Raw genomic sequence first — 16790 nt, 5'->3', positions numbered from 1 at the left:
CTTATGCAACGCTTTTGACATTGTTAGTTTTTTGTTATAAGTATATTTTATAACTCAAAATCTCAAAATATTCCTGGAATACACCTGTTTGCTCTGTCAAAGGAAATATTGGTGTTAGTAAACTGGAATACAATGAGCGATGTTAGGACTGATAGTAGGCGTGTTAACAACAGGGCAACCAATGCCCAATTTACAGGAATCGCCGCCAGTAAAATCAGTAGTGGTGCAGCAGTCAGAACAGAGTGAGGCGATCTTCCCAGTCGCAGGAATGGCAACGCCTGAATTTATACAGGTGGAGGGGGGAGCAGAGAATAATAAGCCGGAGAACCCGATGGCTGAAGTTACATCAGTGTCGGAACTAAAGGATGTGCAAACCGCTGATTGGGCTTTCACTGCTTTGCGATCCCTCAAGGAACGATATAAATGTATTGATGAATACTCAAATAGCACTTATGTAGGCGATCGCCCTGTTAATCGTTATGAGTTTGCTGCTAGTTTATCGGCTTGTGTGGAGCAGGTTAATAAAATAATCGCTAACAGTAAAGATAATATTGTTAATAATGAAGATTTAATTCTACTGCAACGGTTGCAAACCGAGTTTGTTAAAGAGTTGAAAGTATTAAGCTCGCGCATAGCTGTATTAGAAAACCAAACCACAGATTTGCAAGCGAATCAGTTTTCCACCACTACCAAACTAGTGGGGCAAGCTATTTTTAGCATTCAAGGCACAAATGACACTGATGTAGATTTATTTCCTAGAGACGGAGTACCAGAGCGCAAGGCACAAACAAATCTCACCTTTACACAAGGCGTGCAACTTACCTTAGCAACTTCGTTTACAGGCAAAGATTTACTATTAACTGGGCTAGCTTCTGGTTCTTTAGGTTCTTCTGCACCATTGGTATTTACAAACATGGGGCGGTTGGGTTTCGAGTCAAATACAGAAAACAAAGTAGTAATTAATGAATTATCATATCGATTTCCAGTTGGGGAAAACTTGGGAATTATTGTTGGTACGGCAGGAGTTAATCCGATCAACACCTTTCGCGGCATCAACCCTTTAGAAGGTTCTGGTGAAGGAGCAATTTCTCTATTTGGTCAGCGTAACCCAATTTTGACCGTTGGTAACGGCACAGGTGGGATAGGTTTTGACTGGCAAATTAGCTCGCGCATCAGTGTACAAGGCATTTATACCGCAGAAATTCCCAGTTTTCCTGGTGATATTGATTTTGGCGGAGCATTTGGAGGCAGATACACAGCAGGCGCTCAAGTCAGTATTGCACCCACAGATAATGTTGATGTGGGGCTACATTATCTCTACTCCCACTCCCCTGATGGCTTGCTAGGAACTGGGATTGGCGATTCCCAACTAACCTCTCCTTTTGCACCACCAGAGGCTTTCAATACCCATGCTGTTGGAGCTACTGTGGCGTGGCGCATTAACCCTAACTTGCATTTGGGTGGCTGGGGTGGTTGGACTTTTTCCCAACCGGTAGATCTTTCTGGAAGTGTAGAAACCACAAACTGGATGGTATTTGCCGCTTTTCCCAACTTGCTACGTTCTGGCAATTTGGGCGGGATACTCGTCGGACAACCCCCAAAGATAACGAGCAGTACTTTACCATCCGGATTTAATTTTCCCAATTTTTCTGATGGAGGGACAGAAGGTGGACGCACTGATACATCCATACATGTGGAAATTTTTTATCGCACTCTATTGAGCGATAATGTGGCGCTGACTCCTGGTGTATTTGTCATTTTTAACCCGGATCATAATTCCGCCAACGATCCTTTAGTAGTTGGAGCGCTCCGAGCAACCTTCCGGTTTTAATTTACCACTGGTGTAAATGTAATCAAAGGGAGTGATTGCATACGCAAGCGATCGGCTTGAAAACCGATCTGTATTTAACTGGTTTGCTCCTCATTACATCGGCTGTTTTTGTCATTTGTCATCACCAAGGACAAATGGCAAATTTTTTACCTACTTACAAGGAATTAATCTCACATGCAATACAAGCTAGGTTGTAAATTTGTTAGCGTCAGTAGTCTAGCCGTAGTAATCATTGGTATAGGAGCATCAAGCGCGGAGGCTCAATTAACAATTCAAACCACTGGTACATTATCAGGAACAATTCAACTTCCTAGCTTTAACCCTAATTTCAATCAACAGACTACTCGTGTTGATACTGATTCCACAGGCACTTATTACCGCAAAGGTGTTCCGATATATAAATCTAATTATGTCGGAGTCAAAACCAACCCTGATGGCACTCTACACTACTTCGTTGATTTTAAAGGCATTCCGGTTGTCTCATTCGATGGTGTGCTGACTTCGCCAGTACTATCAAGCGGAGACTTAACACCCTACACATATCAAGGAAAATTACCAGGAACAAGATTTCAAGCTGTAGTTCAAGATGAGTTAGCTCTCACAAAAGCTTTTTATACTGGCACTGTCACCGATCCTAAAACGGGACTACAGTATCAAGGCACTTTTGAAGTCCAAGGTCAAGGTCCGCGATATAGTGATGCCAATGGTGGTACTAGTCCTACAGTATTTGATTTTAAATCCGATCTACCAGGCAATCCATCAGTTACATCTATGATCATGACCAATACCCCATTGGTAAAACTGACAATTAAAGTACCTGCAAATGCAACTCCCATAAGTTCTGGAGGAAATACCACACCCACCACACCCCCCGTCGCAGGCGGTGGAACTACCACACCCACCACCCCTCCTGTCGCAGGCGGTGGAACTACCACACCCATACCCCCTGTAGCTTACAGCAATAGCAACCCCATTTCCCCCGCTACCCCTAGCTCTCCCTCTCCCCAACTCCCTCTCTCCCCAACTCCCCCTCTCCCCACCTCCCCAACTCCCTCTCTCCCCACCTCCTCAACTCCCACAACAGAGTCAAACATGGAGTTCAGTAATGGAAGTTCTTTAGCTGTTCGCATTGCTGATGATCCTTCCAGCCTGAATGTTAATATTTGTTCACAGAACATAGCTAAATGTCGTTCAAGAGCATCTACACCCAAGCAAGCTATTGGTCCGCGTAGTCGAGTACTACTGCGTTAGTGCTTCAAAAAAGAAACCTCTTTTCTGGAACACAACCCAGTGAGGATGAAATCTATATAATAGCAAGGCAAGGGCAACAATCCGGATTAGAAATTCCTAGTTTGGTGAAATTGCCCGATTTTTTTATAGCTATACTGTGGATTATCCCATTCTTATCTAGGTTTATAAAAGAAAGAGAGTTACACATATTGGGGAAGCATGTATGAAAGTAGAAGCAGTTGAATTAGTAGACAAAGTTATACAAGTCTTGCAAATTAATATCCGCTGGATGACTTGGAATTTATTTCTGGCTTTCATCCCATTGGCATTGAGTGTATGGTTATTTCGCCGGGGAAGAGGTCGCTCTTGGGTTTGGTGGTTAGGATTCCTGGTTTTCTATGCTTTTTTACCTAATGCCCCTTATCTGTTAACTGACGTAATCCACCTCATAGATGATATTCGCACCATTCAATCAGTGTGGATAATTACTCTCATACTTATTCCAGTATATGTATTGGTTATTTTATCTGGATTTGAAGCTTATGTCATATCTTTAATTAATTTGGGTTACTACTTACATCGTATTGATAAGAGTCAGTGGATTTTATGGGTTGAGTTAATTACCCACGCTCTTTGTGCGGTTGGCGTTTACTGGGGACGGTTCTTGCGTTTCAACAGTTGGGATTTTATTACTCAGCCGGATGCCCTACTTACAAAAGGTGTAGAAGAACTTCTGGGTAAACAACCGATCGTCATTATTTTGATCACCTTTGCTATTCTCACTGGGTTGTACTGGATTATGAAACGAGTCAGTTTGGGTGTGGCTAGACAGCGATCTCAAGGTGTGGGTATCAATACAAACACTACCAAGGCTGGATGACTAAGGGTTTTTACCACAAAACGTTTTGATATTGCCTATCTCAAGAAGGATGAAACTTAATTCTCCTTGACGTGAAATTAAAGCCAGAACAAACCTGGTAAAACATTCCATCTGATCATTAAATCAAAAACGGAGTGGTTTGACATGGTCAATTAATTTAATGGGAGGGTTAAATAATGGATTTAATCTCTAGAGAAGAAATTAAAGCATTACTAGAACAGTCACCACAAAATAGTGTTTCAATTTACATGCCAACTCACCCAGCAGGACCAGAAGTTCGCCAAGATCCTGTTCGCTTTAAGAATTTAATTAAAGAAGCTGAGGCACGTTTAATTGATGCCGGTCTTGAGCAGAATGAAGCAATGGAATTGCTGGCAAAAGTCCATCAACTGGATCAACAGAATTTCTGGGATCAATTGGGAGAGCAAGGATTGGCTGTATTTATCTCTAAAGATATTTTTCGCTACTATACCCTGCCTATCGATTTTAAAGAGTTGGTTGTGGTTACAGATCGTTTCCACGTTAAACCACTGCTACCAATATTAAATGGTAATGGGCGTTTCTACTTGCTGACTCTGAGTCAAAAAGATGTCAAGTTCTTTGAAGGAACACACTACACCATTAAAGAGGTAGAGGTAGAAAATCTGCCAAAAAGTCTTGATGAAGCTCTTGGCTATGATGATACTGCAAAAGAGGGTCAGTTCCGAATTGCAACATCAAAAGGCGGAACCTCCAATCCTTTTTCACAGCCGGGTGCTTTTCATGGGCAAGGGAGTCCCGATCGCGATCAGCACCAAGAAGCTATCCTGCAATTCTTTCATCTTATTGATGGGGCATTGCACGAGAAATTACGAAATCAAACAGCGCCTTTGGTGTTAGCTGGGGTAGAATATCTCATGCCTCTTTACCGTTCGGCAAACTCTTACCAACATTTAATGGAAGAAGGTATCACAGGTAATGTAAAAATCGAGAGTGGCAAAGAGTTGCACGAGCAAGCTTGGCCTATTGTGGAGGCTCAATACAAGAAGTCGCAGCAAGAAGTGATCGAGCGATTTAATGAATTGTTTGGCTCGAATTCAGAACTTGCATCTAATGATATCAAACAAATCTTGCCAGCGGCATATTATCAACGTGTTGATTCATTGATTGTTGCTGTAGGTGAGCAGCAATGGGGTTTGTTTGAACCAACTTCACAAACGGTATACTTGCACCAGGAAGAAGAAACCGGTGATGAGGATTTGCTGGATTTTGTCGCTGCTCATACCTTGTTGAATGGAGGTACTGTGTACGCTGTTCCACCAGAACAAGTACCATTCAGTTCACCTGTTGCCGCAATTTTCAGATATTAAATTTCTAGTTGTCGCCGTGCTGCTGCTAAGATTAATCTTTGTTCAGCACGAGCGATCGCATGATATGTTCTCAAAAACGCTTCTGGTTCAACAGAAATAGAACTAATACCCCATTCTACAAGCTGATCGATAATTTCTGGGTAAAGTGCGGGCGCTTGTCCGCAGATTGAGCAAGGAATCCCTGCTTGTTTTGCCATTTTTAAGAGTTGAGCAATCGCGGACATTACCACTGGGTGACATTCATCAAATACTTTTGCCAACTGTCCTTGTTCTCGATCCACTCCTAGCAATAATTGAGTAAGATCGTTTGTACCAATGGAAATTCCTTGTACACCTGCTTTGACATAATCTGGAAGCAAAAACAGTACCGAAGGCACTTCTGCCATAATCCACAATTGAAACTGCGACACTAAAGTTAACTTCGCTTGCTCAACTTTTTGACGACAAAAAGAAAACTCTTCTACAGTGCGCACAAATGGTAATAATAGCCGGATGTTATGATAACCAGCATTCTGTACAGCTAATAGTGCTGTCAATTCCAAATCAAAAACTTCTGGATTTTCCACATAACTAAAAGTGCCTCGGTTGCCGAGCATTCCTTGTAGTGGGGATTGTAGACTATGATTAAAACTAGGCAGTTCATGCGATCGCCAATCCAAAGCTCGATAAAAAATTGGTTTTGGTGCAAAAGCGCGAGCAAACCGTATTACCTGTTCAATCCAGCGCTCTAGCAATTGTTTCTTACGTCCTTGCTCAAGCCAAGTTTTGGGATGCTGTCCGTCTAAAATAGATAAAGCCATTAATTCTGAACGCAGTAGCCCCACCCCATCTACAGGTAAGTTTTGTACTTGCTCTATTAAATTAGACTGACTTAAATTTACCAGCAATTGAGTAGCAATCACTGGTAACGAAATTTGGAATTTGGAATTTAACTCCCCTACAGCCCCCAACCCCAAAGGGGATCCCTTGCCCCCACTCACAGGCTCCCCCACTCCCTTGTGCCCCCACTCACAGGCTTCAACACGGTAAACCTCACCCGTATCGCCATCAACAAGCAATCGTTCACCGTTTTGAATCACGGATGTTGCTTGTGAAGCATTTACAACTGCTGGGATGCCTAATTCTCTGGCAAGAATCGCTGCATGACTAGTTAACCCTCCTTGTTCAGTAATAATAGCTATAGAGTTTTGTATTAACGGCAACCATTCAGGTGTAATTACTGATGCAACCAAAATCACTTGTGACGGTAATTGTTCTAATTGTTTTGGATTAGTAATTACAAAAGCGTTTGCCATTGCATGTCCCGTAGCTGCTCCTAGCCCTTTAATCAAAAACTGTTGAGCTACTTCTGATTGAGGCGAACTAACTTGCGTTATGTAAAGCGTTGGCGAATCCATTTCTACAGAGATAGTCCATTTCAAGGTAAAATTGTTACCACGTTCTTTAACAAGCCCAGTTGTGAGTTGAATTAGTTGTTGTAAGTATTCGGGTGATAAAGCATACTGTTTCTGTTTGATTTCTTCTAGCTGATAAGCCACAACAGTTGTATGATCGCTCCTAGCTCCACTAGTTGTGTCATCAAGACGATAAGCTATCATCTTATTACCCAACTGTTGCTCTTGGATAATGCCAGTTTCTGGTTTGATATAGTGAACGTCTGGTTGCACATCGCCCCAGGAGATTGCTATTCCTAAGCCCCAAGTTGCTTGAATTTCCCAGCCTGCGGAGTTGGCAGAAAATAAACCACTGGCGATCGCATGATGCAAAGGTTGTACTAAAACTGCTAAATTAATTTGTTGAAAGTTAATTCCGGCATGTTGCCAATATAGTAGATTTTTGGCACGGAAAATTTGGCTCCAAGTTTGTTTCAGTGCGTGAGCGATCGCTTTTTCATCATCAAAATAACAAAACTGGGACTCTAATAACCCAGATATGTTGCTATTAGCCAGTTTTTTTGATGGTATACTAAAAGATGGGCGAAAAATTAAATATTTTTTGTCCCAGGTTTGAACTGCTTGGACAATTGTACTCAACAGTTGGGGTGGTAAAGTAGCGGCATTCATCTGTTGACGTAAACGGCTAGCCACCTGCTGAAGTTGACGCCAATTACTGATATCTAAGTGCAAAGAAGAATTAGGTAAATCAGCGACCAAAACTTGTAAACTGTTGAGAGTCTCTAAAAATTCGCGCAAAACGGATGCTGAAACGACAAAACCAGGCAACACCGGGTAGCTGCGCTGCTTAATTTTACTCAAATGAAATGCCTTCTCACCTACTTGAGCGCGGTCTTGTGGTTTAATTTGGTCTAGCCAGTAGAGTTTGTCCACTCAATTAGTTATCAGTTGTAATTTGTTATTTGGAAGTTAACACGTCTCCTTTTGTTTAGTACTTAGCTTTGATTAAAAAGTTTTTTTAAGAAAGCTAAAAACTGTTTCAGATTATCTATTAACATCATATATAGCAATATAATAATAATTTATATAGATTATAAATTCTTTCTTTCATACTAAACTTTGTTAAATAATTACTACCTTTCGCCAAATGATTGGTTAAACATCACCATTAGACTGTGCTTTGCTTTGCTAGTTGGGGCAATCATCGGCTTAGAACGCCAACTACAGCATAAGCCAGCAGGTTTGAGAACTCATATGCTGGTATGTTTTGGCTCAGCCATATTTACACTCATACCCCTGCTAACAGGTGCGGCTCACCCAAGCCCTGATTCTGTTGGTCGCGTAATCCAAGGTATTGTTACTGGTGTGGGATTTTTAGGAGCTGGAGAAATTGTTCGCGAAACTCCTCAAGAGCGGGCGCGAGCTGAGATTCATGGACTTACATCAGCAGCAGCTATATGGGTTTCGGCAGCGCTGGGAATTGCTTGTGGCTGCGGTTTGTGGCAGCTAGGATTAATAGGGACACTTTTATCTTTGTTGGTTCTGAAATTTTTTAAAACAGGTGAACGGTCAGATAGATAAACTAAGATTGTCTGAGCCTATTGCCCAATAAGTACTGTTCTAGCCATTCGCGCAAATTATAGCTAAGATAAAAAATATGTGTAAATTCTTGCACTTCAAGCTAGAGTAGTGCTATTTCCAATTCAGTAAGATTACTTTCATGGAAACGAATGAGCTAAAGTTTTTACTTAAGTTGTTGGGATGTACGAATTATCGGACTAGCCTAACTGCAAGTGGCTTTAAAGATTTTAAAGGTAAGGAAAAAATTTGTCGAGATTTAGGCGATCGCGAACTAATAGACTTTTCCCGCGAGATTGCCACAGTTAAGATTTTACCCCCAGGAGACGCCCTGCTGAAACTCGATCCAGCCCAACTGCCCATCACTGATAGAGAACTGAGGATGCTGGAGAAGATCAGTAAAGCTTCTGGCAAAATTGAGCCAAGTAAAATCAAGTCATCGCTAAAAGCCGCTGAGAAAGGGGAGATATTGAAAACCTTGAGTGAGCGAGGATTGATTGAAGTAGAAAACAAAATGAAAAAGACTAAAGCTGAAGTATGGCTGACTCAGCGAGGAGAGGAGTATTTGCGCTCTGACTACAATCCCAAGGGATCTGCAGCCATCAGCTTGGATTTGCTGAATAATTACTTAAGCTTATTTCGCAAAACTTTACGTAGTCAGCCAGAGTCAATACCTACTACCGAAGAGGAACCTGTTGTCACAATTGTCAATCTCACTGACGAAGAAATTTTACAAACTATCCGGAAGTTAGATCAAGAGCTTGGTACTGACAATTATTTGCCAATCTTCCATTTGCGGCAAAAGTTACAACCCCCACTATCACGGGATGAATTAGACAAGGTACTCTATCGTCTAGAAGAATCTGACAGTATTGAATTGAGTACATTGGCAGAACCAGGCGATTATACTCCTGAACAAGTTGATGCGGGAATTTCCCAAATCAGCGGTGGCTCCTTGTTTTTCATCACAGTGATTTAGGGGGATAAATTCAAATCACAAACAGGTTAATCACAACAGCAGGGACATGAGCATGGCAACTTTTGATGAGGTTATTAAACAATCGCTTAACCCATTTGATAACTCAGCTGCAGGTAACTTTTGGGAAGAGCAGGAGCCACCCCCTACTGTTGAATCTATTCATCAACAACAATTAACCCAAATAAAAAGTGTTTTAGCAGAGGTTGTCCAAGATCATCAAACTCGCAGTCTAATTCTATATGGTGACGTTGGATCGGGAAAGACTCACTTCTTGGGTCAACTGAAACAAAAGCTAAACGATCAAGCTTTTTTTGTATACATTGAGCCATTTTCTCAGAGTGATCGCATTTGGCGGCATATTTTACGTCATACGGTTGATAGTTTGGTTAATGCTCCAGTAGGAAAAGCAGATTCGCAATTAATCCTCTGGATCAAAAGCTGCTTGTCTACAATTCGTCAAGGTTTAAAAAGTGAGCAGCAAAGTTTGATTGATACAGTTAAAGGCTTCTTTGGGCAAACAAAGTCAGATGCTCATCGCCTACTATTCATTGACATCCTCAAAAAAACTATCGGCACTACAGGGATTTATAATGCTAATGAATTCTTCGGTGTACTTTATGACCTGACTAACCCAGAATTATACTCTTTAGCTTGTGAATGGTTGAAAGGAGATGACTTAGATGACGAAAATTTGAAAAAATTAAGAGTCAAGCAATCTATTGACGATGAAGACAAGGCTCGCGGCATCTTGGTGAATTTTAGCAAACTTTGTGCTAAAACTCAACCGATTGTGTTGTGTTTCGATCAGCTAGATAGCATTGCTCGTTTGCCAGATGGTTCTATTGATATACAAGCTTTATTCAACGTCAACTCTACAATTTATAACGGTAAGTGGAAAGGTTTCCTGATTATCCTCAGCATCAAGATAGCTACTTGGAATGACAATTACAAGCGAGTGTACCCTTCTGACTTAGATAGGGTTAGTATCAGAATTCCACTGAAACGTATTACGCTGGAGGAAGCCGAAGCCCTCTTAGCTTCTCGACTCTACCCACTACACCATCAAGCTAATCCTAAACCTGTTTCCCCGATTTACCCTTTAAATCAAAAGGTGCTAGAGAAAGTGTTTCCCAGCCGCAAAGCTACACCTCGCAACGTGCTAGAGCTAGGGAAACGACTTTTCCAGGATTATAAGGAATGGCTATTCAGGGATAAACAAGCTCCTCAGCCACAATGGTTTGATGGAACTCCACCGCCGCCACCGCCACCACCGCCAGATAAAATCAAAGCAGAATTTCAATTGTTATGGCAGCAGGAGTATCAAAAAGCTCAGGGAAAATATACTAAAATATCTCTATTAGCAGCCCCGGATTTAATTCGGATGGTGGAACAAGCATTACAGGCATTTCAAGTACAGGAAATTAAACCTAAACTTATCAGTGGGAAGTATGCCAGTAATTCCTTAAGTTATCAAGAAGCTGGTAAGCGAGAACGAGTAGGCGTAATTTGGACAGAAGATTCAAATATGAATAGCTTTTTCAATATAATGAATGCCTGTCAGAAAGCTATTCAGCAAAATCTCTGTCAAACCATGTACTTAATTCGGGCTGGAAGTATAGGAAATCCAAAACTTGCTGGAAATCAACTTTACCAACAAATTTTCACATATACTAATCATCATCATATCAAACCCAATCTGTCTTCTGTTCACTACTTGGCAACCTACCACAGCTTGGTGAATTCAGTAGAAGCTAATGAATTGGTGCTGGTAGGTAAAACCATTACTTTATTGGAACTACAAACTTTAGCCCGCGAATGCGAGATTTTGCATAAATGTACTTTATTGCAGGAATTAAAGATTGTTTCTAAAAAAAGTGAGTCACCGGACAATGGTAATGGTAAACATGATTTACAACCAGTTAAGAGTTTTCTGTTAAATTTAGTAAAAACTCAAGGTTTCATGGGAGTACCAACTCTGATTAAAGAGACTAATGCCCGGTTTTCTATTGCGAAAGAATCCGAAATTAGACAGTTGATTCAAGAACTGTGTCAAGAGCAAAAGTTGGAAATTGTTGACTCTAAAGCCAAGCCGCAAGATCAATTAATTTGTTTAGTTACTAGTTAAAAGTAATTTTTCAACTAGATGTTGATATTTTAGCGTATGCAGTACCTTACAGAAGCCAATGAAATAAAAGCGCAAATTGCCAAATTTGCCTTGGCTAAAACGCTGTGGTTAGATACAGAAATCGCTGACTGGCAGACTTCCTATCCTAGACTATCACTAATTCAGGTGTTGGTTGAACCCAATGACTTGACTGGTGAAGCTGCTTACATTATTGATGTATTAGATAAACCTGATTTAGCTGCATGTTTTATTGACCAAATTATGGTTAATCCCCAAATAGAAAAGGTATTTCACAACGCCAGCTTTGATTTAAAATATTTGGGAGGACAGCTAGCACAAAATGTTACCTGTACTCTGAAGATAGCTAGAAAGATTAAGCACAAATTACAAGTATCTAATTTACAACTTAAAACCTTAGCTACAGAACTATGCTACTTTGCCAACGTCGATAAAGAAGAACAAGGCAGCGACTGGGGACAGCGTCCTCTTACTCAAAAACAGTTACAATATGCGGCTATGGATACAGTTTATCTGGCTGCTGTGCATCGCCGATTATTAGAAATTTATAACCCCAATTTAGTAAGTAATATTTTTAATATGGTGGCTAATAGCTCAAAAACCACTACAGAAACTGAAAATTTATCTTTAACTGCTACTAAAGTCCGAGTTGCCTTTGAGTGTCCCCGCTTGTTTTATCTGCACCAGCATTTAGGAGGCAATACCTTATTTATACCAAAAGATACCGCTACTGGTATTGGTAGTACATTTCATCAATTGGCTGACGAATTTATAAAGTTAGCAACTCACGAACCTCGATTTCAAGAATTGTTTAAACCTGCCGCTAACCAATTGCAGGTAGAGGAAATTGCCTCAGCGATGCAACAGCTTTTTTATGAATTAAAGTTTTACTCTTACTTACAAAAAGCCGTTAAACAAGATGCAAGGCAAGCACCAGCATTGCTGCAAGTTTGGCAAGGATTACAAGGATTAATTAGACGCTTCGCAGAATTGCTGGTAATCAATCGGCGTTATTGCAGTGCAGATACAGTTATTCGTAACACCTTTGTTTCTGAAGAACGCAGGCTTGAGTATTTATTTAATCTGGCTGATGGTACGCAGCAACGAGTAGCAGGGGAATTTGATTGTTTAGTCTTCAACTTTGAACTAAAGCGCCTGTGTGTATTGGAGTTTAAAACTTATCAACCGGTAGATCCTTCAGCACAATTAGCCCAAGTTGCTCTTTATAGTTATATGCTCTGTCAAAATAAAAAAGTATCTGTTGATTCAGCGGTGTACTGTGTTTTGCCAGAATTTAAAGAGTATCAGTATACTTGGGAACAGCTAGAAAGTACGGTGCATCAGCTAATTCCTTATAAATTACAACAAATGCGGCAATGGTTGACTTGGGAAGCTCCTCATCCTAATCCACCTCCGTCTACAACTCAGCCCCACTTATGTGAAATTTGTCCACAGCAGCAAAAGTGTCAAAGTTATTTTGCAGTTAATAAAAGTGAGTCTTTAGTAGAAGGCGCTCCGGATGCTCCGCAGTCGCCTCAACTCTGGGAACCAGAGCACGGCGCTGCTCTCCACCCCACAAGAGAGCACCAATCTAGTCTCAATGCTGATGCGATGGGGGAAAAGTTGGTTGAGACTTTGCAATCTTTTGGTATTGGTGTAGATTACCACGGGGCTGCTGTTGCTCCTAGTTTTATTCGGGTGAAGCTTAAACCTCATCTTGGTGTGAAAGTTAATGCTCTACTAAAATCGTCAGCAGATTTACAAGTGCAACTGGGGTTAGCAAATCCACCTCTAATTGCCCCGCAAGCTGGTTATGTTAGTATTGATTTGCCTCGTGCCGACAGACAAGCTGCTAAGTTTGAGGATTATGTAAACTCGCAAGTACCAGCAAAAGCGGTAAAAATTGCCATTGGGGTAGATTTAGAGGGGAAGTTGATAGAGGCAGATTTATCCGATCCGAATACTTGTCACTTTTTGGTAGGGGGTACAACTGGTAGTGGTAAGAGTGAGTTTTTACGATCGCTCCTCCTCAGTTTACTCGTTCGTCATTCCCCACAACAGCTACAAATCGCATTGGTAGATCCTAAACGAGTTACTTTTCCAGAGTTTGAGCAAATGCGGTGGTTGTATTCACCAGTGGTTAAAGATAGCGATCGCGCGATCAAACTTATGGAAGAATTAGTCTCAGAAATGGAGTCGCGTTACCAGCGATTTGAAAAAGCTGGGTGTGCTGATTTAAGTGCTTACAATCAACGTTCCCAAAAACCTTTGTCGCGGATTGTCTGTATCTTTGATGAATACGCTGACTTTATGGCAGAAAAAGAAATCCGCACAGCATTGGAACAAAGTATTAAACGGCTCGGTGCAATGGCAAGAGCTGCCGGAATACACCTTATTATAGCTACTCAACGCCCAGAAGCCAAAATTGTCACCCCCATCATCCGCTCAAATCTACCGGGAAGAGTAGCCTTGCGCACTGCTGGTGAAGCAGACTCAGCTATTGTTTTGGGCGGAAAACAAACAGCTGCCGCTTACTTGTTAGGTAAAGGTGATTTACTTTACCAAGTCGGTTCTCAATTACAGCGCTTACAAAGCTTGTTAGCGACAAATATTCAGCTAACTTCAAAAATCAAATAGTAATCCTATACTACATAGGAATTTTATTTAATAAATCTTAGTTTTTTTAATCAATAACATTATTATTAGTTACTTAGGGGAATGGTTGGAGTAGGTTGAGACGTTGAGTTTGGTTTGACTTGATCAAGAACGAACAGTGTACCAATTAAGGTAATAGAAGCAGCGGCGATCGCTACAAGATAAGTTTTGCGAGAACTTAGTTTTCCTTGTAAATAAGCAGTGTTAGCTATACTCACTTCTCGCTTAGCCTGTTCTAAAACTGATTGCAGAGCATTTATTTGTTCATCTTCTAGTTCAGCAAATTTATCTTGTCTGAAAGCACTTTCGATGATTTGTATTTTCTCTTTTGAAGGTACACGAGCAAATTCTCTCTTGACAACTTCATAGGGATCGTTTTGCTTGAGAGGTTTTAGTAATTTATTTTGATTAGTAGAGGGTTGAAATGAATAATTTTGTGGAATATCTTTTTTGTTTAAGCGATATTCGGTACTTTGCTTGACAAATTGTGGTGATTGAGTATTAGGAGTGAAAGATTGACGTGACCGAAGTGACCATTTATATTCAGTATCTTGTACAACTAGATGTTTTAGTGAAGAATATAGATAGCGATTAACCTCACGTATTTCCACCCCAAGCAGAGCAGCAATCTGTATTGCTCTGATCGGAGTGCCTTGCTTCAAAATTTCCAGAATTTTGGATTCCAGTTTATCCATGTTAGCCCCTAATTCCAACAGCTAAAAATGATACTCAAACAAATATTCTTCTATTAGGATTTGCTTTCCGGATATTTTTACAGAGGAATAGGGTGATGCTTCAGGCATGAGAAGCCAGAAGGTAGTGAGTAATGTCTTGCGCAAAGACTTAAAGGGGCGCTGTAAGTATTGTTGTGCTTAACACTGTGTAACGCGCACTATTTACGGTTAAAAAAATAAAAGTCGTGACCAACTATCGACTATATCGACCATTTTATCGCTAGTTATACCTTTAACCTGCCTTTTGCCACTGGTGACTTTTACTCTTTCCACTACATCACTCAAAGATACAAACTGTTTTTTCTTACGTTCCTTTTCTACACTTTCAGCAACTTTAGTAGCTGTTTGATTGGTAAAACCAGCACTTTTTAATCTGAAAGTTAATTCAGTTAGACTGAGAGTGTTAAATGCCGCTAATGGTACAATCTGTTTGGGTATCTGACTTTCAATCTGTTTTAGTCTGTCGTCTAGCCTCTCTCTTTCTTGTACTTGTTCTGACTTTAACTCATTAATTTGCTTTTCATAACGTAATTCCAGATTTGCTAAACGTGGTTCTAAATTTCCTGTGCCAACGGGAGGCTTTACTGTGTTCTCATCCGAAGATTCTAAGCTTCTAAGAGCTGTAGCTTGCTTTGCTACTGTATCCTCTATTTTAGGTGATATGACGAAGGCATTTACCATTTCACCTTGACGAGGGTTTTTTTCTTTTGCTCTGACTGCTGCATAATATTCAAGATGTCCATCAATAACTGTGTAATTTTCTACTCCTGTTGCCTTCACAACTAATGGTCTGATAATTCCCCCACTTTCTAGAATCATATCTGCAAGTTGATCTAAATCTGCCTCGGCAAAATTTGAACGAGGTACATTGGAAGAAATACTTTTTACATCTACAAGCGAAAAATTAATCATCAATTAACTCCTATTTTTTGGAGAACTTCATCTGCTAAAATCTCAAATTCCATTGCAGATTTTTGAGCTTCTGATTTAACCTCTTCTGCATATTTGAGAATCGATTTTGGATCTGGATATTCTAATTCTCCAATTGTTATGGTTTGATTCATACATTGTGACAGCACTGTTCTATCATATATAACTGCTTCCATTAAAGGTAGGTGATAACGCTCCGAAATAACACTTCTCTGTTTGGGAAAAGTATACTGTTGGAATTTAGCGTTGTGCGATATTTTGGAAGCAAGAACGCCCATTAAGTTAATGGGGGGCTTCCCCATAACTTCTCTAGATTCATTAATTTGATTAATAAAATTCTTTACCGTTGGTAAACCTTGGTTGGCAAATGGTTTTAAGTCAGAAGGAATTATCAAGTAATCAGCAGCAATCAGTGCAACTTCAGCATATAAATCTCGTGAAGGAGGAGTATCAATAATTACAAAATCGTATTCTTTTTCCACTCGTTTTAATTTGGCAACTAGTCTATATCTGCTAGCAGATATTTTGTTAAGTTTGTCCTGATACTCAATTAAGGTAATATGAGAAGGGATAACGTCTATGTCTGGATTGTTGAAATACTGGGACTGACGAACAATATCGGGAATAAAGTTAAAATCACCAGATTCTATTAAATGGTATACATTTCTATCTTTTAAATCATCATCTTCTTCAAACTGAAATTTAATTAATCCGGTTGCGAAAGTAGAATTAGCTTGAGAATCTAGATCAATTAAAAGTACCCTTTTACCTTTTGTTCTTAATGCTGCTGCAAGGTTAATAGCAACAGTTGTCTTACCTACTCCACCCTTATTATGATAAATTGCGATTATTTTCATTGAATGCCTCTCATTTTCAAATGTTGAATTATTTTCCTGTAATTGGGTTACTATATTATCTTCTATCTGTATTTCTTTTAAACTATCTCTGCCAATTAATAGTCTGATTTCATCTATCTTAGTCTCAACTTCTTTGCCAGAACATAGAAAAACGGTTCTCCCGTATATATGGTGATAAGCTGTTCTAATCACCAAAGCAAGCTAATAACCGATTCCGGAAATTGTTGAAG

At 40.2% G+C, this 16790-nt stretch carries 12 protein-coding genes; 8 read left to right on the top strand and 4 right to left on the bottom strand.

Features of this window, described 5'->3' with window-relative positions; genetic code table 11:
• Positions 1 to 139 precede the first annotated feature (139 nt).
• The 4 genes from ICL16_RS42765 (at position 140) to ICL16_RS42750 (ending at position 5290) form a co-directional block, all read left to right on the top strand.
• Positions 140 to 1831, top strand: coding sequence for an iron uptake porin (locus ICL16_RS42765; RefSeq protein WP_190838472.1), 1692 nt, complete (start codon positions 140 to 142; stop codon positions 1829 to 1831).
• Positions 1832 to 2005: 174 nt separating this feature from the next.
• On the top strand, positions 2006 to 3082 hold the full coding sequence (locus ICL16_RS42760) for a hypothetical protein (protein ID WP_190838467.1): 1077 nt from the start codon (positions 2006 to 2008) through the stop codon (positions 3080 to 3082).
• A gap of 202 nt (positions 3083 to 3284) precedes the next feature.
• Positions 3285 to 3941, top strand: coding sequence for a DUF1361 domain-containing protein (locus ICL16_RS42755; RefSeq protein WP_190838465.1), 657 nt, complete (start codon positions 3285 to 3287; stop codon positions 3939 to 3941).
• A gap of 176 nt (positions 3942 to 4117) precedes the next feature.
• Positions 4118 to 5290, top strand: coding sequence for a baeRF7 domain-containing protein (locus ICL16_RS42750; protein WP_190838463.1), 1173 nt, complete (start codon positions 4118 to 4120; stop codon positions 5288 to 5290).
• Here ICL16_RS42750 and ICL16_RS42745 read toward each other — a convergent pair.
• Entirely contained in the window at positions 5287 to 7617 is a 2331-nt protein-coding gene (locus tag ICL16_RS42745) for a putative PEP-binding protein (RefSeq protein ID WP_190838461.1), read from the bottom strand. The genes ICL16_RS42750 and ICL16_RS42745 overlap by 4 nt on opposite strands.
• 186 nt (positions 7618 to 7803) lie before the next feature.
• Between ICL16_RS42745 and ICL16_RS42740 the strand changes: the two genes are divergently transcribed.
• The 4 genes from ICL16_RS42740 (at position 7804) to ICL16_RS42725 (ending at position 14021) form a co-directional block, all read left to right on the top strand.
• Positions 7804 to 8265: an MgtC/SapB family protein gene (locus tag ICL16_RS42740; RefSeq protein WP_190838459.1), complete on the top strand. Its 462-nt coding sequence runs from the start codon at positions 7804 to 7806 to the stop codon at positions 8263 to 8265.
• A 139-nt stretch (positions 8266 to 8404) separates the two neighbouring features.
• Positions 8405 to 9241 carry a transcription factor RcaD gene (locus tag ICL16_RS42735; RefSeq protein WP_190838457.1) on the top strand — a complete coding sequence of 279 codons (837 nt, stop codon included), beginning with the start codon at positions 8405 to 8407 and terminating at the stop codon, positions 9239 to 9241.
• Positions 9242 to 9293: 52 nt separating this feature from the next.
• Entirely contained in the window at positions 9294 to 11366 is a 2073-nt protein-coding gene (locus ICL16_RS42730; RefSeq protein WP_190838454.1) for an ATP-binding protein, read from the top strand.
• Positions 11367 to 11402: 36 nt separating this feature from the next.
• A complete protein-coding gene (locus tag ICL16_RS42725) occupies positions 11403 to 14021 on the top strand; it encodes a DNA translocase FtsK (RefSeq protein ID WP_190838452.1) in 2619 nt (872 codons plus the stop codon).
• Between the two features lie 65 nt (positions 14022 to 14086).
• Here ICL16_RS42725 and ICL16_RS42720 read toward each other — a convergent pair whose 3' ends face one another.
• The 3 genes from ICL16_RS42720 to ICL16_RS42710 form a co-directional block, all read right to left on the bottom strand.
• The gene (locus ICL16_RS42720) at positions 14087 to 14734 is read right to left on the bottom strand and encodes a hypothetical protein (RefSeq protein WP_190838449.1); all 648 of its coding nucleotides are present in this window, start codon (positions 14732 to 14734) and stop codon (positions 14087 to 14089) included.
• Between the two features lie 207 nt (positions 14735 to 14941).
• Positions 14942 to 15685 carry a ParB N-terminal domain-containing protein gene (locus ICL16_RS42715; RefSeq protein WP_190838447.1) on the bottom strand — a complete coding sequence of 248 codons (744 nt, stop codon included), beginning with the start codon at positions 15683 to 15685 and terminating at the stop codon, positions 14942 to 14944.
• Complete coding sequence (locus ICL16_RS42710; RefSeq protein WP_337907227.1) at positions 15685 to 16752, bottom strand: ParA family protein; 1068 nt, start codon at positions 16750 to 16752, stop codon at positions 15685 to 15687. The genes ICL16_RS42715 and ICL16_RS42710 overlap by 1 nt, the downstream gene beginning before the upstream one ends.
• Positions 16753 to 16790: the final 38 nt, after the last annotated feature.

The sequence above is a fragment of the Iningainema tapete BLCC-T55 genome, assembly GCF_014698965.1.
Lineage (GTDB): Bacteria > Cyanobacteriota > Cyanobacteriia > Cyanobacteriales > Nostocaceae > Iningainema > Iningainema tapete.
This window is presented reverse-complemented; position numbering and strand designations above follow the sequence as displayed.

Coding starts and splice junctions, on each gene's coding strand:
- ICL16_RS42730 (WP_190838454.1), top strand. CDS start 9,294: ATGGCAACTTTTGATGAGGTTATTAAACAATCGCTTAACCCATTTGAT.
- ICL16_RS42750 (WP_190838463.1), top strand. CDS start 4,118: ATGGATTTAATCTCTAGAGAAGAAATTAAAGCATTACTAGAACAGTCA.
- ICL16_RS42715 (WP_190838447.1), bottom strand. CDS start 15,685: ATGATTAATTTTTCGCTTGTAGATGTAAAAAGTATTTCTTCCAATGTA.
- ICL16_RS42725 (WP_190838452.1), top strand. CDS start 11,403: ATGCAGTACCTTACAGAAGCCAATGAAATAAAAGCGCAAATTGCCAAA.
- ICL16_RS42760 (WP_190838467.1), top strand. CDS start 2,006: ATGCAATACAAGCTAGGTTGTAAATTTGTTAGCGTCAGTAGTCTAGCC.
- ICL16_RS42755 (WP_190838465.1), top strand. CDS start 3,285: ATGAAAGTAGAAGCAGTTGAATTAGTAGACAAAGTTATACAAGTCTTG.
- ICL16_RS42735 (WP_190838457.1), top strand. CDS start 8,405: ATGGAAACGAATGAGCTAAAGTTTTTACTTAAGTTGTTGGGATGTACG.
- ICL16_RS42720 (WP_190838449.1), bottom strand. CDS start 14,734: ATGGATAAACTGGAATCCAAAATTCTGGAAATTTTGAAGCAAGGCACT.
- ICL16_RS42765 (WP_190838472.1), top strand. CDS start 140: ATGTTAGGACTGATAGTAGGCGTGTTAACAACAGGGCAACCAATGCCC.